The following is a 19060-nucleotide window of genomic DNA, read 5'->3' as shown; positions in this document are numbered from 1 at the left end:
TTTTCCTCCTTACTTTTTATTAAAATTGTACCAATAAAAGGTTTTTTTTTCAAGGTGCCAATATATTATTAGACCTGTACATCTGAAATTCAATTTTTGTACTCACTGATTCCATTTCATAAAACAACAGGTAAGCGTTTAATTGAGAAGATGTAGATAAATAGACCTGCCTTTAGAATGAATTGATATATTGACCATTTCCAAGTTAAATGTTATATAGTTACTTATATGGTTTATTTAACCAGAAAAATAACATTGGAGGTATTTAGCATGTGCAGAAAGATAGTCATTATTTTTTCGCTGATTACATTACTGGTTTTAACAGGATGGTCTGCTGAGAACAACAATCAAGTAAGTGCAGATGAATTGAAGGATATAGAAGCATTTCAACAAAAAGTAAGTGAATATCAACTCAAATCTAAAGAATTGGATGATGAAACCAAACTTAAGCTGATGCAAACAGTTAAAACTAATATTGATAATGGTACATTAAAGACAATTTTTCCATTAGGTTATTTAGATTTTTCAAAATCAAATGCGAAAGAATACAATGGTTCTCAGTATTTTATTCAAATACCGACAAAGTCTGATGCCGGATATGCGGTATTTACGTCGTTAACTGTTTCAATCGATTTTAATTTCAACATAGACAAAGGATATGATTTAATAGTAACAGAAAAGGATAATAGCTACCATTTAGAAAGTTATGTAAATGGAGATAAAGTAGATACAACTGATGTAGCTAAAATTGAAGAAATACAGGAAGCAGAAAAGAGTGTGTCTAATATATTTGGAGTTAACATAGCTTATGCAGGCTATATTAACGATGTAAACAATTGCTTAGCTAGATTTGGTGTTTCTAGAGGTTTATTGGCTATAGTTTCTGCAGCTTGCGGCTTAGTTTGTATTGGAACAATAGGTGCTGGGTGTTTATCTTGTTATGGAGCTTATTTGGCGGTAGACGGCGGTATTATTGTAGGTTGTTTAACTAATCCTTAAGTTATTTCATACAGCTTTTTTGTGACAACTTATTGGAGGAGAAACCATGACCCCGATAATCACGCTATCTCAACTTGGGACGTTCCTGTCATTTAACCGGGAGAAATTAATGGATGCTCTTTCTTTATTTTCGCCGGATCAAAGAACACTCACAGAAAAGAAGGAAGGCTGGAATCCGGTACAAATTGTGGAACACATCGGCATCATCGACAATTACGTAGTCAATAAAGTGGCAGATATGCTGAAAAACGCCCCTCTGTATCCCCCAGAAGAGGAAGATCAGAAGCTGATAGATGTGATGCCTTTATTTAAGGAGAACGGCATCATCGGCAGTAAGATCACGGCCCCTTCGAATACAATCCCGACAGGGCAGGTGAACTATGAGGAAGGGTTGCACCGGTTAACAGAGAGCTTGAATGACTTATTGGCCTTTTTTCCAGAACTGGCTGACAGGCAGACGAATTTTATCATAGACCGGCATCCCCTTGGGGTAGATTTGAATGTGTGCCAGTGGATTCATTTCACAGCTGTTCATGAGTGGGCCCATGTGAACCAGATCAAATGCATTGCCAAAGTAAACGGACTTCTTGCCGTTTAAAGAACGGATCGCCTAACCTTAGGCGGTTCTTTTTTTGCAAGATAACAAAGTATAGCTTTTCCATCCCTATTCTTATTGAAGCATAAAACGGGGCCGCCGGTGAAAAGGCCATATCTGTTTTGGAAGGCAATCCTTCTATTTGCCCTTAGCTTCATTATCCCCTTTGTTCAGTAGATTCCTTTTCTAGTAAGATAGATTCCTTGTTTTTCTGATTTTTAGACGGCTTCCTTTCGTGAATGTTCCGTCAAGATTCCAAACGCCTGCTTTCCCGGCGAGCGTTGCGTTCCTGCACGGTGGGGGTACTCCTCATGATGAATGCCAGAATATTCTCGGATTACAGGTATGGGCACTCTTCTCCTGACAGTAGGGGAGAGTGGAACTAGAGGATTTGGTAAGATACCGTCTATAGACCCTAGGCTGGATAAGAAATAGAATGCTCAAGTCCCGGACACATTGAAACAATGTTGTTCTTCTTTTAGCCCTATACTGTGTTAGAATAGAAAACAGGAGGATAGCGAACATGCTTTCCTCTTTTGAAAAAGAATTTGGTACATTTTTCAGTATGGACACATTCATTCCCAGATGGTTTAGTATAAGACAGTAAAAGAAACGGAGTCGTTTATTATGTCCATTCGATTCGTTATAGGCCGTGCGGGACACGGTAAGACCCGGTATTGTCTGGATGAGATACGGAATAGTCTAAAGCAAAAACCGGAAGGCGATCCGCTGATTTATCTTGTTCCGGATCAGGCTACTTTCCAGGCAGAGCTGGAATTGGTTTCCTCAGATAACCTGTCCGGAATGATCCGGGCACAGGTGCTCAGTTTTCACAGGTTGGCCTGGAGGGTCATGCAGGAAGAGGGCGGAATTGCCAGACTGCCTGTTGATGAGACCGGAAAGAAACTGCTGCTTCATAAATTGCTGCACGAGCAGGAAAAACAATTAGTTTATTTCCAATCTACATATGAACAATTGGGCTTTGTAGACCATTTGAACCGCTTGTTTACGGAGTGGAAGAGATACTGTGTCACTCCTGAAGAATTAGGTGAATATATCGGCCGGCTTGACGGCCAAAATTCTTCATTAGTCCTACAGCAAAAACTGCAGGACCTTCATCATTTGTACGGAGCTTTTGAGTCCAGACTTTCAGGTGAATATCTGGATGGCGAAGACACTCTTTCCCTGCTTGCTGAGCAAATTCCGCAATCCTCCTTTATCCGGTCGGCGACGTTCTGGATGGATGGTTTTCACGGTTTCACCCCTCAGGAACTCAGGGTTGTGGAAGCTTTGATGAAGACCAGCCGGGGCGTAACTGTTACGCTGACATTGGATCGCCCTTATTATGCGGGAGAACGCCCGGACGAACTGGATCTGTTTTATCCGACCGGTAAAACAATGAGCAGTCTTCAAGAGCTTTTAGATCAAGCCAATATAGGTCCTGCGGAATTGATTCACCTGCAGCCGAAGAAAGCTCCAAGATATGAACATACAACCATGCTGGCTTATCTGGAACAACATTACGACAAACGTATTGGAATTGGTGTATGTACGTATTCATCTGATGAAGACAAAGAAAGTCCGCTGCAAATAAGGGCTGCCGTTAACCGCCGGGCTGAAGTGGAAGGAACAGCGAGAGAAATTCTTCACCTTGTCCGGGAACAAGGGGCACGTTGGCGAGATGTAGCTGTACTGGTGCGTAATATGGAAGAATACCGTGAGCTTATCGCCACCACATTCAGTGATTACGGAATCCCGCACTTTTTTGATCAAAAACGCAGTGTGTTCCATCATCCTCTTTCAGAATATCTCCGTTCCGCTTTAGAAGTGATATCCCGTAACTGGAGATATGAAGCTGTTTTCCGATGTGTGAAAACAGACTTCTTGCTTCCATGGCCCCTGCCGGTTGAACCGGATAGTGAGGGAGAAAAGTTGCTAAAAGAACGGGAGGCCATCAGGGAACAACGCAGACTGCTTGACCGGCTGGAAAATTATGCGCTTGCTTTTGGTATCCAAGGCCGGGACTGGACGGAAACAAAACCTTGGGACAAGCTGTTCAAGGTTTCACTGGAAGATGAAGACAGTGAGGTGGTGAAGCAGAGGGAATCCAGGGAACTGGAACAGCTGAACCGTACCCGGAATCAAATTGCCGAACCGCTTCTTGCTCTGCAAAAGCGAATGGCCCGGGCCAAAACAGTAAAGCAAAGATGTGAAGCCTTATACCGTTTGCTGCTGGATACTCACGTTCCGGAACGGTTGGAATCTTGGAGCATGAATTGCGTGCTGGAGGGAAAACCCGAGAAAGCAAGAGAACATGCTCAGCTTTGGGACAGCGTTATTCAAATGCTGGATCAGATGGTTGAAATGATGGGTGAGGAAGTATTATCCCTTGATTTATTCGCGAAACTGGTGGATACAGGGCTTGAAAGCATCCAGATGGGGCTGGTACCGCCTTCTCTTGATCAGGTTCTGGTCGGAAGTATGGACCGTACCCGTTCAACCCGTATCAAGTATGCGGTTGTTTTAGGTGTCAATGAGGGAGTGATACCCGCTGCTGTTCCTGAAGACGGTGTACTGACGGAACCGGAACGTGAACTTTTGCTGGATTCAGGTGTTCCTATGGCGGACGGCGGACGGCGCAAGCTCTTGGATGAGCAGTTCATCATCTACTCTGCCCTCTCGGTTCCAAGCGAAAAGCTCATACTCAGCTATGCTCTTGCAGATGAGGAGGGAAAATCCCTGCTCCCTTCCGAACTGGTTAAACAGCTGCGGAATTTATTTCCGGATGTCAAGGAAGAGCTAGTACTTACTGAACCGGGAGTGCTTATGGATAGTGCCGAACATCTGCCTTTCCTTGCACATCCGGAGAGAGTGCTATCTTATTTGGCTGTACAGCTGAAACAATGGATGCGGGGAACGGCAATTGCCAGCATATGGTGGGAAGTATACAACTGGTTTGCCCGGCAGCCGGAGTGGAGAAGGAGACTCTCGGTCATGGATGATTCCCTGTTATTTACTAATAAAGAACAGAAGCTTCCGGAATCTACAAGCCGTCTTCTTTATGGCCAGAAGCTCAGGGCGAGTGTTTCCAGAATGGAGCGTTATGCGGCTTGTCCCTTTTCCCATTTTGCGTCGTACGGGCTCCGTCTTCAGGAAAGAAAAATTTATCGTCTGGAGGCACCGGATATTGGCCAATTATTTCATGCGGCACTAAGCCAGTTTGCCAACCAGCTCCGTACCGAACAGGTAGAGTGGGCCGGACTTACACCCGAAGAGTGCGGGCGGCGTTCTTCCCTGGTTATGGATCAGCTTGCTCCCAGGCTTCAGGGGGAAATTTTGCTCAGCTCTAAGCGTTATCACTATATAGCCAGCAAACTGAAACAAGTGGTAACCAAAGCTGCCGTAGTCCTGGGAGAGCATGCCAAGCGGGGAGAGTTTAAACCATTAGGGATGGAAATTGATTTTGGGCCCGGAAAGGATCTTCCGCCTCTTGTTTTTCAATTGGATAATGGGTGCACCATGGAAATTATCGGGCGTATTGACCGGGTAGATCAGGCAGAGGGAAGCGAGGGACTTCTGCTGCGTGTTATTGACTATAAATCCAGTGCTGCATCGTTGAACCTGGCTGAAGTGTATTATGGTTTATCGCTGCAGATGCTTACTTATTTGGATGTGATTATTACCCACGCCAAAACCTGGCTTGGAATTCCGGCAACCCCGGCTGGTGTCCTCTATTTTCATGTCCATAACCCGATTTTACAGCAGAAAAACCGGATTACTTCTCAGGATGCACAAAAAGAGCTGATGAAGCGGTTTAAAATGAGAGGGTTATTAATGGCCGATCCGCAAATAATCGGGAAAATGGATCATGTACTGAAGGAAAAGAACGGGCATTCCGAACTTCTTCCTGTTGCGATGAAGGCGGACGGAAGTTTTTATAAATCATCAGCAGTGGCAACAGAGAACCAATGGTCTACTCTCCGTGAATTTGTCAGGGGAAAAGTGGATCAAATCGGAACAGGCATCACGGAAGGCGCTGTGGACATAGCTCCTTACCGCATGGGTACACAGCATGCCTGCCAATTTTGCCCTTACAAATCGGTCTGTCAGTTTGATCCGCTTTTTGAAGGAAATGAATATCACGTGCTGAAGCCTGCTTCAAAGGAAAAAATATGGAGGATTATAGAAATGGAGGGTGAGGGAAATCATGGAAAACCGGACGGGTTCTGATCAGTCACCAACAGTTTTTTCCGTTGCTCCTGTTCCCAAACCGCCGGGAAGCACCTGGACCGATGACCAGTGGAACGCTATAACAGGAAAAGGAAAGAACATGCTAATTGCTGCCGCAGCCGGTTCAGGGAAAACCGCTGTACTTGTGGAACGGATCATTCGGCGGATATCGGATGAACGTGAACCTGTAGATGTGGACCGGCTGCTTGTTGCCACCTTTACCAAAGCGGCTGCATCTGAAATGAAAGAACGGATTCGTGAAGCACTGGAGAAGGAACTTCTCAAAAGACCTCAATCACCTCATCTGCGCAGGCAGCTTGCCTTAATGGGGCGTGCCAATATAACGACCCTGCACTCGTTCTGTCTGGATGTAATCCGTCGTCATTTTGCATCCATTCATCTTGACCCGGTTTTTAGGATTTCGGGCGAGACGGAAACTGAACTGATGAGGCAGGATGTCCTGGAAGAATTGATGGAGGAATATTATGAAAACAGCGCTGAAGACAGTCCTTTCTGGAAACTGGTCGACAGCTTTGGGGGCGAACACAGTGATTCGGGGCTCGTGAGACTTGTGCAAAAACTTTACGATGAATCCCGAAGCCATCCCTGGCCAGATTACTGGTTGAAGGAAATGGCCGACTTATTCGGACCTCCTTCCCCGGTTTACCCTGAATCTGATCAGGAACCGGACCATATGGCTCTTTCCGAAATCCGCCTGGGAATGGATGAAGCTGCAGCGGCTGTCGAAAAGGCCGGGCTTTACCCGGTCAGGGTAACTGAAAACCGTGAGACACAAGCAAAAGAAAAACCGGAAACTGAAACCCGCCGGGAGGGGCCCGACCTCAGTTTGTGGCAGCAGAGCATTCTGCACGATGTACTGCTGGAACTCAAAGGAGCAAAAAATCTGTTACAGCAGGCTAAACTTTGGACAGAGGCTCCTGGAGGCCCTTTACCATACCTTGCGACATTGGACAGCGACCTGGAATTGATTAATACCTTGCTGGAAGCGGCTGAAAACAGTTGGGAAGCCGCTTACCGGGCTTTTCAAACAGCTGTATTCGGCAAATTAAAACCATGCAGGGGGACGATCTGGATAAAGAGCTGCAGGAAGCAGTCAAACAGGCCCGGAATGAAGTCAAGGATGCCGTCTTTCGGATCAAGGAAGAGATTTTCACAAGAACACAGGAAGAATATAAGGATGAGTTGAAACGGACAGCACCCGTTCTCCATCATCTGGTCAGGCTTGTGATTGACTTTGCAGAACGCTATCAACAGTCAAAAGAGGATAAGGGCCTGGTAGATTTTGCTGATCTGGAGCACTATTGTCTGGCTATCTTACGTTCGGAGGAGTCTACCCCGGAACGGATGATACCCTCTTCTGCCGCGCTTGATTACCAGGAACAATTTGCTGAGGTGCTTCTGGATGAATATCAGGACACAAACCGTGTGCAGGAGTCTATTGTATCCCTGATAAGCAAAGAAGCTCCGGGCAACCGGTTTATGGTCGGGGATGTCAAACAAAGTATTTACCGTTTCCGCCTTGCCGAGCCGGGTCTTTTTCTCAGCAAGTATAAATCTTATACCACATCCGGAGAAGGCGAAGGAAAGCGTGTCGATTTGGCACGAAATTTCCGCAGCCGGCGCCAGGTTGTGGATGCTGTCAACTTTCTGTTTAGGCAAATCATGCAGGAATCGGTCGGGGAAATTGCTTATGATATCCGGGCTGAACTGGTCACTGGAGCTAATTATCCTGAGACTGGTCAGGACTTATCCGTGGAAATGATGCTGGTTGACCGTTCTGCGGAGGAACAGGATGAATTTACCGCAAAAGGCTTTGGGGAAGATGAGGCGGAACCGGAAATGGCCTCCGAGCCTGCGGCCAGTCTGGAATTCGAGGCAGCCGAGTTGGAGACCGCACAGCTAGAAGCAAGGGCGATTGCCCTCAAGATCAGACGGCTTCTTGGGACGGAGGAGGGAGTTCGGCCGTTTCAGGTATTTGACAAACGGACTGGGGAGCTTAGACCAGCTACCTTCCGGGATATTGTGATTCTGCTCCGGGCAACCCAGCAATGGGCCCCTGTTCTGATGGAGGAGTTGAAACAGCAGGGAATCCCTGCATATGCCGACCTGAATACCGGCTATTTTTCGGCAACAGAAGTGGAAATTATGCTTTCATTATTAAAAACGATTGATAACCCGGCCCAGGATATCCCTTTTGCGGCTGTACTCCGCTCTCCCGTCGTGCAGTTGAATGCCGATGACTTGGCACAGATCCGGATTGCCGGCCCGGGACTTTCCTTTTATGACGCCGCTTATTTGTATGCTAATGGCCAGACAGCGGAAGGGGCTTTGTCCCAGGCGATCCAGCCCGCTGTTTCCTGGTCCTTCAAGCCTGAAGTGCAGCAAAAGCTTCTTTTGTTCCTGGACCGGCTTGAATCCTGGCGTTCGGAAGCCCGGCAAGGTGCCCTCGCCGATTTGATATGGAATATTTACAGGGAAACCGGATTTTATGACTATGTGGGGGGCATGCCGGGGGGACTTCAGCGCCAGGCCAACCTCAGGGCGCTATACGATCGTGCCAGACAGTACGAGAGTACTTCTCTGCGGGGGCTATTCCGCTTTCTTAGATTTGTGGAAAGAATGAAGGAAACCGGGGGAGATTTAGGAACAGCGCGTTCGCTGGGCGAACAGGAGGATGTCGTCCGGATTATGTCCATTCACAAAAGCAAAGGACTTGAATTTCCGGTAGTTTTTGTAGCCGGGCTTGCCAAAATATTCAACCAGAGGGATACTTCCGGTTCCTTCCTCATTCATAAAGAGCTTGGATTCGGTCCCAAATATTTGGATCCCGATCTTCGGGTAAGTTATCCTACTCTGCCCATGCTGGCTATACGGAGACGGATGAAGCTGGAGCTTTTGGCGGAAGAAATGCGTGTACTATATGTGGCTCTTACCCGGGCCCGCGAAAAACTGTTTTTGCTGGGAACGGTGAAATCGGCAGACAAGCTGTTATCCTCATGGAGCCGGTATTTAGGGCTGGGGACATGGTCTCTCCCGGACGATGAAGTGGCCAGGGCCCGCAGTTATTTGGATTGGATCGGGCCTTCTCTAATCCGGCACCGGGATGCAGAAGGATGGCGTAAACGGATCGGCCTGGAGGGAGCGAAGCTTTCGCCTTCCCTGGCGGGTGACCCTCTGTCTGGTCGTTCACAATACTTTCCCCATCCCTGCTCTCGCAAAATTTGGCCGAAGAACTCAAGGCGGACCTGCAGCAGGATCGGCTTGAATCTCTCCGGAGCGGCCGTGAAGTTCAGCTACTTGCCGAGCAATGGAGAAAGACACTGGACGAGCGGCTTTACTGGAAGTATCCGTTCGAGGCCGCTGCCCATGTGTTTGCCAAAACCTCTGTTTCGGAAATGAAACAGAGGAATGAACATGGCCTTAACAGCAGAGAAGGGGCAGTTCCGGCCATAGATTGGGATATTGTACAAACAGGCAGCGGCATTTTGCTGCCGTTGGGTATGCGGCCACAGGTAAGGAAGGACAGGAAAATGTCACCTCAAGCTGTACCTGGGACTATCCAAACATCGTTGAAAAAAAGACCGCGGTTTATGGAAGAAAAGAAACCGACCCCTGCAGAAAGAGGGTCGGTAGTGCACGCGGTGATGCAAAACATGCCTCTACATGAAACGCCGACCTTATCTTCCGTCCGCCAAACACTGGATAAAATGCTAAGACTAGAGCTTCTGACAACTGCTCAATGTGAAACGGTACCGGAAGAGGAGATATTGCAATTTTTCCAGACATCGGTAGGAAAACGGATGGTGAAAGCAGACTGGGTCAAAAGAGAAGTCCCGTTCAGTCTTGGGCTCCCTGCCCCGGAAGTATATCCGGACATCGGCTATAATGGCGCCAGGGATATAGTACTGATACAAGGTATCATTGACTGCCTGTTTGAGGATGAAGAGGGACTCGTGATGCTGGATTACAAGACGGATGCGGTATGGCAGAATGATCTTGAAAAACTGAAGGACCGATACCGGCTCCAGCTGCAATTATACGCAAGAGCGGTGGAAGAAATATGGAAACGGGCGCCCAGGCAGAAATATTTATATTTCTTTGACGGGGCCCATATCGTTGAATTGGAGTAAGATGGGGGAATAAATGATGCGGATTTTACATACCGGAGACTGGCATTTCGGCCGTACTTTGGAAGGACGAAGCCGGTTTGCGGAACAGGAACAGTTTATGGACGAACTGGTGGATATTGTGAAGGACCAACAGATTGATCTGATTTTACTGGCCGGAGATGTGTACGATTCGGTCAATCCTCCGGCGGCCGCTGAAAGATTGTTTTATGAAGGCCTATCCCGGCTGGCGGATGGGGGAGAAAGATACATCCGTGTCATAGCGGGTAATCATGATCATCCCGAACGGTTGGCTGCATCAGCTCCGCTTGTATCCAAGCAAAATATCCGGCTGCTCGGATTACCTGTCCACGATACCGAAACCTTTGTTATCCCGCGAACAGGGGAAGAGGCGATCCTGTACTCGCTGCCTTATCCTTCCGAATCCAGGCTCCAGGAAGTACTCTCGGACAATTTGGAAGAGGAAGTTCTCCGAAGTGCTTATTCGGACAGGGTGGCCAATCTGATCCGTCGCCAGGCAGAGGCTTTTCGGCCTGATACAGTAAACCTTCTGATGAGCCATATTTATGTGCTTGGAGGATTGGAGTCAGATTCGGAACGACCTATTCAGGTAGGAGGAGCCTACACGGTGGACACATCCGCTTTGGATGTGGGAGCCCATTATACAGCGCTCGGACATCTTCACCGGTCACAGAATGTTAAGGCTAATTCCCCAATCCGTTACTGCGGCTCACCTCTTGCTTACAGCTTTTCTGAAGCGGGTCAGGCGAAATCGGTAACCGTTTTTGAAGCTATCCCGGGCCAGCCTGTCCAGCCGGAAGAAATTTTTCTAAGCAGCGGAAAACCGCTGGTGAAATGGAAGGCCAGGGAGGGAGTTGCCGAAGTTTACCGCTGGCTGGAAGAGGGCAAGGATGAACGGGCGTGGATTGATCTGGAGATCCATTTGACATCCGCCATGTCCATGGAGGATATTCAAAAGCTGCGTAAAGCTCGGGAAGGGCTGATTCATATCCGGCCCTTTTATACCACAGAGAGTCAGCCGGATATCTTGAAGAAGCCGGAATCTTTGCCCATAGATGAAATGTTTCGCAGGTTCTACGCGAGGCAGACAGGCGGAGCCGTACCGGAACCGGAGCTGATTCACCTATTTATGGAGCTATTGAACGAATCTGCGGAAATAGCGGAAGAGTAAGGAGGCAGGACAAATGCGTCCCATTACATTAACTTTATCGGGGCTGCAAAGTTACCGGGAAAAGCAGGAAGTGGACTTTACACGGCTTTGCGATGCGGGGGTGTTCGGGATTTTCGGTCCAACAGGCAGCGGAAAATCGACCCTTCTCGATGCGATAACACTTGCTCTGTACGGAAAAGTGGAGCGGGCATCTTCCGGTACTCAAGGCATCATGAATCAGGCGGAAAATTCCCTTGCAGTTTCCTTCATTTTTGAACTGTCTCATGCAGGAGGTTCGACAAGATACCGGGTAGAACGGCAATTCAAGCGGGGGTCGGGGGTTTCGGCGACCGGGGTAGTCAGCCGCCTTATTCTGGAAGATCCCCATAATCCAGAGAACAGCACTGTTCTGGCGGACAAAGCAACAGAAGTTACCCAGCAGGTACAGGATATTCTGGGGCTTTCCATGCAGGACTTTACCAGAGCCGTGGTATTGCCGCAGGGAAAGTTTGCAGAATTTCTGTCACTGACCGGCAAAGACCGGAGACAAATGCTGCAGCGGCTGTTCCACTTGGAACTGTACGGGGATCAGCTTACCGTAAAAATCAGTCTAAGAATGAAAGAAGCCGAACAACGGCTGAAAGAGTTATCGGCAGAACAGCAGGGGTTAGGAGATGCTTCAGAGGAAGCGCTGAAGAAAGCCGAAAAAGAACTGGTCCTCGCCCAATGTGAGGGCGGCAGGCTGAAGAGGGAACTTGGACAGGGTGAACAGGAGTACGAGGAACAAAAGCAGGTATGGCAGTGGGTGAAGGATAGGGAACGGGTTTTGGAAGAGCGGGATAAATTGGCGGAAAATGAAGATAAAATCCGGGAGAAAGAAGTAAAGGTCCGTCTCGCAGGAGAAGCGGATAGGCTTCTCCCCTATTTGACACGCCAGGAAAAATCAGCCCGACTGGTAACGGATCAGCGCACGCAGCTTCAGGCATCATGCGAACGATTGGAATATTCGACAGCACGGGAGAAGGCAGCCAGACGTTTCATGGAACAGTGCCAGGCCGAACTGCAAGAACGGGAATACCCTCTTCTGAAGAAGCTGGAGAAACTGCAGGAAGCCCTTCAATTAGAGAAGGAACTGGATGAATTAAAGAAACAAATGGATACTCTTAAAGCGCAGGAGGCCTTGGCCAGGGATGAAGCTTCTAAAACCGCCTCTGAACTGCAAACCGGAATAGGCCGGAGGCAGAAGGGACTGGAGAAGCAGGCCGCACTTAAAGAAGAACTCAGACAGACCGAAGTACCCTTTGAAGAAAGCAGGCGTATTCAGTCGGCTTACAGCGAAAGTATCCATGTAAAAGAGGAGGAACGCCTGGTCCTTGAGCAGGAAGAAGAGGCACGGAAGCATCGAAAGTTTGCCGACCAGGCTGAACAGACATGGAAAATGGCCGAGGAAAAATTTCAAGCAATTGGCCAGGACCTGCTGAAAGCTTTGCCCGAAGTAGCAAGGCAACTGCACGGAAGTTCCCTTTCCGTCAAGAAGTCGGGGCATCTGCTGGAACAGGCCGGCAACCTGCTCGAATCTTATAAACAGAAACTGAAACAAGAGGAGCGGCAGTCTTTGGCAGCTGTTCTCGCAGAGGAACTACGTGAAGGTTGTGCTTGTCCGGTTTGCGGATCAATGTCCCATCCGTCCCCTGCCCATTATGAATCCACTTTGAACGGGATCAAGGAATGGGAAGCAAAGATAGTCAAAGTGGAGGAACTACGTGAAAGTTTACGCGGGCTGAACCAGGCGTTCGGGCAACAGGAAGCATTCTGGTCCGGGCTGTCCCGGCAATGGCTGGAACTGCTTCCGGAAACGGCGGCCTCTTATTGGCAGGAAACGGCAACGGCAATAGAGGGGAATCTTGTAGGGGAGATGCTGAAAGACAGTCTTGAACCGGATGGGCAAATAGAACAAATCGGCCTGATTACTTCATCGCTTCAAGAGGAGCTTCTGCAAATGGTCCATTCCCGGCAGGAAAAGGAACAGCAGACTGCTTTATTCAAAAAGGATCTATCCCTATTTCAGCAGCAAGCCGGGGAGATATCATCCAGATATAAACTGGCTGTTGAACGGGCCGAGAGTGAAGAATCCAGGCTTAGAGAACGGAAGGAGCGGCTGAATCAACTCGTCATCTTATGGAACGAAAGCTATCCCGGCCTTTCAATGGGCGAGATCGCTGAACAGATGAAATTGCTCTCGGACAAAGAAGAGAAGGCGGCTGAACTTAGGAGCCGGCTGGATAAGAGTGTTCCGTTCCTGGAGCAGTTGGAGCGGGATATTGAAGAATGGCGATCCCGTGCGGCTGAACTTGACAAAACAGTGCTCCAGCTGCAAACACGTCTGGAAGGCCAGCAGCAGCTCGCTGAGGCCAAGGCGGTCGAGCTTCGTTCCCGCGTTGGCGAAGCGGATGCGCCATCGCTTATCCGGCAAGCTGAGGAGCAGTTGAGCACTTTGCGTGAGCAAGAGCAGCAGGCAAAGCAATCTCAGGAAGCTGCGCTTGAAGGGCTACAGCAGGCTGCCCGCGAGCACAGTGCGGCCGAACGGGGGCTTGCCGCGGCTGAACAGCAGCTCAAGGAAGCGCAGCAAGCCTTCGCGGAGGTATTGGCCGAGTTGGGGTTCGCAGAAGAGAAGTCTGTGAAAGCTGCGGTTCTAGCCAAGGAGCAGCAGCTTGAATGGCAGGAACTGATAGAGAGGTACCGTGAACATGAGCGTGAACTTCGGCTCCAGTTGCGCGAGTTGGACGGGAAGCTTCTGGGACGAACGATGAGTTCGGAGCAATGGGCGGCGGCCGAGCGGCAGATGCGTGAAATCAGGGAACGGTATGAGGTTGCGTTAACCGATCTAGCCAAAGCTGAGTACACCGTTCAGGATCTGCGCACGAGGCATGAACAATGGGTAAAGCTGGAGCAGCATCGGGCGGATACCGCGGTTAAGTACAAACGACTCAGCAAGCTGCAATCGGTATGTAAAGGTAATGCTTTCGTCGAATTTTTGGCAGAGGAGCAGCTTGTGCAGGTAAGCAGGGCGGCTTCCGACCGGCTGGGTCAACTGACGCGGCAGCGCTATGCGATTGAAGTTGATTCAGGAGGGGGATTTATTATGAGGGATGATGGGGCTGGCGGAGTACGGCGTCCTGTCAGCACCCTCTCAGGAGGCGAAACGTTCCTGACTTCACTCGCTTTAGCCCTGGCTTTATCAGCGCAAATTCAGCTCAAAGGGCAATATCCGCTCGAGTTCTTTTTCCTGGATGAAGGGTTCGGTACGCTGGACCCGGAACTCCTTGATATGGTGGTTACGGCTTTGGAAAAACTGCATACGGACAAGTTGTCTGTAGGAGTGATCAGCCACGTGCCTGAACTAAGAGCCAGACTTGCGAGAAAGCTCGTAATTCATCCTGCCGAACCCTTGGGAAGGGGCAGTCGGATCGAACTGGAAGTCCTGTAACAGCTTGGCACCAGATGTTAAAAATCCGCCACTTTTTTCACCGCTATTTTCGTTTATGATAGGAGCATGATGACAACTGAGGACAGACTTAAGAGGTGAAACTAGTGGGAACTATAACTATAACGACGGATATGGAATTGTTTGCAGCGGCGCTTCTTCAACATAAGGTGAGTGTTTGGGCCAAACAAAACGGGCGCTGTCTGACTTTGCTCGATAAAGACGGATTCGTGGAAAAGATTACTCCGGACATGGTAAAAGTAAGATATCCCCAAAAGCAGTGCTCCGAATATTATTTGCGCTGTGAATTTGTGTTTCAGGTCCATAGCTGATTATTGTGATTATAATCCATTCACATCCACCTATCTTTCCAGGCAGTCTGATATTATTCATCAGACTGCCATTTTTCATGTGCGTAGAATCACATTTTTCCAAGGGTGTGACATTTGTTGCTTCTGGGTGATGGAAGAGACTTCTATACTTAGGGTAGAAAAATTCGACTATGAAAAAGTGTCCAAATTCAGTTGTGAAACTGTTCACTTGGAAAACCAAGAGAAAGGTAGGATAGTTCAACATGCCGAATAAACAAAAGCGTAAAAAATGGCTTGTCATCGGAAACGGAATGGCCGGAATGAATACAGTAGAACAGGTAATAAAACTGGCCCCGGACCTGTATGACATCACGGTAATAGGAAGCGAACCATACCCAAATTATAACCGGATTCAACTTTCTTATGTGTTGGAAGGGAGCAAAACGGTTGAGGATATCGTACTTAACGATTATGACTGGTATAAAAACAACAATATTGATCTGCACACGGGAAGAACAGCCGAACACATCGACCGCGAAAAAAAGCTGGTGCGGGATAACCTGGGAACTGCCTATCCTTATGATATCTTACTGCTGGCGACAGGGTCTAACCCGTTTATTTTGCCTGTTCCCGGAACAGATCTTGAAGGGGTGGTCGGCTTCAGGGATATTTCCGACTGCAACCGCATGATGGAAGCCGCAAAAACCTACCGGAAAGCGGCCGTGATTGGAGGCGGACTGCTTGGCCTTGAAGCGGCAAAAGGGCTAAGCAAGCTCGGAATGGAGGTAACGGTTGTCCATCTTTTTGATGAACTGATGGAGCGTCAGTTGGACCCGGTTGCGTCCACTCTGTTAAAAGCGGAACTGGAGGAACAGGGGCTTCGTTTTGCCACAGGGAAGCAGACGGAGGCTTTAACCGGAACAGACCGGGTACAGGGCATTCGTTTTACGGACGGTACAGAACTTGCTGCCGATTTCGTGGTGATGGCTGTCGGTATCCGGCCGAATACTGCACTGGCCAAGGCAAGCGGGCTGGAAGTAAACAGGGGCATTATTGTGAATGATGTGATGCAAACTTCAGACCCTGCCATATATGCCGTAGGAGAATGCAATGAGCACCGGGGGGGTATGTTACGGCCTGGTCGCCCCTTTATTTGAGCAGGGTCAGGTACTGGCTAAACATCTGTGTGGCATAGAAACACCGGGCTATGCTGGAACTGTTCTTTCCACCAAATTGAAAATATCCGGCGTGGACGTATTTTCCGCGGGTGAATTTATGGATAAGCCGGGCATGACGGTAGTCAAAATGCAGGATGATTGGCGCCGAATTTATAAGAAAATATTACTGCGGGATAACAAGATTGTCGGAGGAGTTTTATTTGGTGACAATTCGGAAGCGCCACGCCTTCAGCAGTGGATTCGTACCGGCGCTGAAATGACAGACGCTATCTATGCTTCTGTTATGGGGATGGCTTTGGAAGCCGACCCGGGCAGTGGGGTAGCCGGGATGCCGGATGAAGAAATCGTTTGCGGCTGCAATGGGGTAACCAAAGGTGCTATTGTGGCGGCGATCAGGGATAATGGGCTGACATCGGTCGATGAGATTAAATCCTGTACCGGAGCATGCCGCTCGTGCGGAGGCTGTAAGCCGGTGGTTGAACAAATATTACAGCATACACTTGGTGACCAGTATGATACAGCAGCTTCAGCAAACGGGATTTGCAGCTGTACAGATAAGAGCCGGGACGAGATTGTAGCAGCCATCCGGGAAAAAGAACTAAAAACAATCCAGGATGTGATGCAGACTTTGGACTGGAAAGAGGAAGAGGGTTGTTCCAAATGCCGCCCTGCACTCAATTATTATTTGACCATGCTTTGGCCCGCAGAATATCAGGATGAGAAGGTATCCCGCTTTGTCAATGAGAGGATGCACGCAAATATTAATAAAGACGGTACCTATACGGTTGTTCCCCGCATGTATGGCGGCGTAACTTCACCGGATGAACTGCTCCGCATTGCGGAAGTGGCAAAAAAGTATGAAGTTCCTTGTGTCAAGATGACAGGCGGGCAGAGGCTTGATCTGATAGGGGTTAAGAAAGAAGATTTGCCGAAAGTATGGGAAGAAATCGATATGCCATCCGGCTATGCCTATGCCAAATCTCTTCGGACGGTCAAAACCTGTGTGGGAGCTGCTTACTGCCGGTTCGGCACAGTAGATTCCATGGGAATGGGAGCCAGGCTGGAGCGAAAAATGGAACGGCTGGATATGCCGGCGAAAGTGAAGCTCGCTGTCAATGGCTGTCCGCGCAATTGTGCGGAATCCTGCACGAAAGACGTTGGTATAGTTGGAAACGATGGAGGATGGGAAATTTACGTCGGAGGCAACGGGGGAATTAAACCTCGATTAGCTGACCTGATGGCGAAAGTTAAAACGGATGAAGAAGTAGTGGAAGTAACTCAGGGCTTTATACAATATTACAGGGAACAAGCGAACTATCTGGAACGGACCTCGGAATTTGTAGAGCGGATCGGATTGTCTAAGATCATAAAGGAAGTCGTTGACAACCGTGAGCAGAGATTGAAGCTGGTTGCACGTATGGAACTTGCCTTAAGTCAGGTAAAGGATCCATGGAAAGAAGTCATTGATTCCGGAAAAACCCGTAAGGATTTATATGAGCATGCCGTATTTCCGCAGTTCTGATCAAGATTGAAAGGAGTCGAGGATATGACGACGCATACTTCCTATTCTTTTGTAGAAGCAGGAACTTTGCAAGACTATATGCCCCGTCTGGAAAAAATCGTTCATATTGGACAAAAGGAGATTGCCGTATTCCGTTTAAGTGATGATCGGGTGTTTGCCCTGAATAATCAAAGCCCTCATAAAAAAGGGGGCCTCTTTGTGAAGGAATGATTTCAGGACATTATTTATTTGACCCTCTTTACGACTGGAAAATTGATTTAACAACCGGACTCGTACAAGCCCCCGATTCTGGACAGGTGCGGACTTACCCGGTTCTGGTAGAAGATAATAAAGTGAGGATTGGGTTCCCGGCAGAAACCTGAAGTTTGCGGATTAAGGACAAAGCTGCTTAAATCGGGTCAAACCTAAAAAAGGGGAGGCCCGGTTTCAGGCGGCTTTTTTTCGTATATTAGAAGGAGGCTTGGACTTCCGTAAGCCCATTAAAAAACGGTATCCTGAAAAGAAGGATACCGTTTTTGTGAGCGGACATCAAATCCGGCAAACGTCCAAGGGACAATTTTCACAATGACAAATTTGCTTAAGCTGTTCGATGTCCTTAATGAGAATGTAGCCTCCCTTCATTTCAAGAGCGTCTTTCTTTTTCAGATCACCGAACATGCGGTTTACACTTTCCCGGGTAGCCCCAATCATATCGGACAATTCAGAATGGGTAAGCTTTTTCGTGATTTTGATCGCATCCCCCTCTTTTTTGCCGAACGAATTTGAAAGGCGGATCAGTGTGGAACAGAGAGCACCCGGTTTCCCGTACATCATCATATCGCGGAATTTGGTCTGGGTTAGCCGATGCATAAGACCCATCCATTTCATAAATTCAATCGCAAGTTCCCCATGCTGCCAAATCAGCACTTCAAGATCCTGCTGCTGGACAACTCCTACGACACATTCTTCTATGGCTTCTGCTGTGAAAGCATGGCGGGACTGTTCGTATGGATCGATCTGCCCCAGCATATCGCCGTCCTGGAACATGTACAGGAGAAGTTCTTTTCCTTCATCAGTGGACTTGGTGACTTTCACACGGCCGCTTTTTATATAGTAAAGCTTATCGGCGACATCCCCTTCCCAGAAGAGGTAGGCACCAGGCTGAATTTTCTGTTCATACATAATCTCTTGGATTTTGGATAAGTTTGATTCCGTGAAACAGTTAGTATTTCTAGGTATATACTCGCATGTACAGGTTTGTCTCTCTTCCATCCGATATACCCTCCTTTAACATAATCTGTAAGTTTCACCGATATTATTACCTTTATTATATAGCATAGATCATACCTCAATTGTGACATTGATCACATTTTTAATCCCTGTACAGGCAGTTGACAAGAAATTGTGATATATTTTACAGAATTGTGCAGCTCTGTTTGGCTA

Annotated in this window: 9 protein-coding genes and 2 pseudogenes; 10 read left to right on the top strand and 1 reads right to left on the bottom strand. The window is 48.2% G+C overall.

Annotated elements, in window-relative coordinates:
* The first annotated feature begins 270 nt into the window (after positions 1-270).
* The 10 genes and pseudogenes from BXP28_RS08455 (at position 271) to BXP28_RS25040 (ending at position 18000) form a co-directional block, all read left to right on the top strand.
* The gene (locus tag BXP28_RS08455) at positions 271-999 is read left to right on the top strand and encodes a hypothetical protein (RefSeq protein WP_036654811.1); all 729 of its coding nucleotides are present in this window, start codon (positions 271-273) and stop codon (positions 997-999) included.
* A 46-nt stretch (positions 1000-1045) separates the two neighbouring features.
* A complete protein-coding gene (locus BXP28_RS08450; RefSeq protein WP_036654810.1) occupies positions 1046-1597 on the top strand; it encodes a DinB family protein in 552 nt (183 codons plus the stop codon).
* 624 nt (positions 1598-2221) lie between these two features.
* Positions 2222-5824 carry a helicase-exonuclease AddAB subunit AddB gene (gene addB / locus BXP28_RS08445; RefSeq protein ID WP_023483657.1) on the top strand — a complete coding sequence of 1201 codons (3603 nt, stop codon included), beginning with the start codon at positions 2222-2224 and terminating at the stop codon, positions 5822-5824.
* Positions 5802-9975: pseudogene (addA, locus tag BXP28_RS24140) on the top strand (helicase-exonuclease AddAB subunit AddA). Before addB ends, addA begins: the two are co-directional and overlap by 23 nt.
* A 16-nt stretch (positions 9976-9991) precedes the next feature.
* On the top strand, positions 9992-11164 hold the full coding sequence (locus BXP28_RS08435) for an exonuclease SbcCD subunit D (RefSeq protein ID WP_024094548.1): 1173 nt from the start codon (positions 9992-9994) through the stop codon (positions 11162-11164).
* A gap of 13 nt (positions 11165-11177) precedes the next feature.
* The gene (locus tag BXP28_RS08430; RefSeq protein WP_023483660.1) at positions 11178-14630 is read left to right on the top strand and encodes an AAA family ATPase; all 3453 of its coding nucleotides are present in this window, start codon (positions 11178-11180) and stop codon (positions 14628-14630) included.
* Between the two features lie 104 nt (positions 14631-14734).
* Positions 14735-14959 carry a hypothetical protein gene (locus BXP28_RS08425; RefSeq protein ID WP_024094546.1) on the top strand — a complete coding sequence of 75 codons (225 nt, stop codon included), beginning with the start codon at positions 14735-14737 and terminating at the stop codon, positions 14957-14959.
* 242 nt (positions 14960-15201) lie between these two features.
* A pseudogene (gene nirB / locus BXP28_RS08420) lies at positions 15202-17638 on the top strand (nitrite reductase large subunit NirB).
* 24 nt (positions 17639-17662) lie between these two features.
* On the top strand, positions 17663-17848 hold the full coding sequence (locus BXP28_RS25045) for a nitrite reductase (NAD(P)H) small subunit (protein WP_313779407.1): 186 nt from the start codon (positions 17663-17665) through the stop codon (positions 17846-17848).
* Positions 17845-18000 (top strand): Rieske (2Fe-2S) protein, encoded by a 156-nt coding sequence (locus BXP28_RS25040; RefSeq protein ID WP_313779406.1) that lies wholly within the window; start codon positions 17845-17847, stop codon positions 17998-18000. Before BXP28_RS25045 ends, BXP28_RS25040 begins: the two co-directional genes overlap by 4 nt.
* A 166-nt stretch (positions 18001-18166) precedes the next feature.
* Here BXP28_RS25040 and BXP28_RS08410 read toward each other — a convergent pair whose 3' ends face one another.
* Positions 18167-18889, bottom strand: a complete 723-nt coding sequence (locus tag BXP28_RS08410; RefSeq protein WP_024094542.1) for a Crp/Fnr family transcriptional regulator — start codon at positions 18887-18889, stop codon at positions 18167-18169.
* Positions 18890-19060: the final 171 nt, after the last annotated feature.

The organism is Paenibacillus larvae subsp. larvae, assembly GCF_002003265.1.
In the GTDB taxonomy this organism is placed as follows: domain Bacteria; phylum Bacillota; class Bacilli; order Paenibacillales; family NBRC-103111; genus Paenibacillus_H; species Paenibacillus_H larvae.
Note: the sequence above shows the minus strand (reverse complement) of the source record. Positions and strands in the feature narration are given on the sequence as shown.

Excerpts from the sequence above, each read along its gene's own strand:
- BXP28_RS08455 (WP_036654811.1), top strand. The coding sequence starts at position 271 with ATGTGCAGAAAGATAGTCATTATTTTTTCGCTGATTACATTACTGGTT.
- BXP28_RS08435 (WP_024094548.1), top strand. The coding sequence starts at position 9,992 with ATGCGGATTTTACATACCGGAGACTGGCATTTCGGCCGTACTTTGGAA.
- addB (WP_023483657.1), top strand. The coding sequence starts at position 2,222 with ATGTCCATTCGATTCGTTATAGGCCGTGCGGGACACGGTAAGACCCGG.
- BXP28_RS25040 (WP_313779406.1), top strand. The coding sequence starts at position 17,845 with ATGATTTCAGGACATTATTTATTTGACCCTCTTTACGACTGGAAAATT.
- BXP28_RS08410 (WP_024094542.1), bottom strand. The coding sequence starts at position 18,889 with ATGGAAGAGAGACAAACCTGTACATGCGAGTATATACCTAGAAATACT.
- BXP28_RS08450 (WP_036654810.1), top strand. The coding sequence starts at position 1,046 with ATGACCCCGATAATCACGCTATCTCAACTTGGGACGTTCCTGTCATTT.
- BXP28_RS25045 (WP_313779407.1), top strand. The coding sequence starts at position 17,663 with ATGACGACGCATACTTCCTATTCTTTTGTAGAAGCAGGAACTTTGCAA.
- BXP28_RS08430 (WP_023483660.1), top strand. The coding sequence starts at position 11,178 with ATGCGTCCCATTACATTAACTTTATCGGGGCTGCAAAGTTACCGGGAA.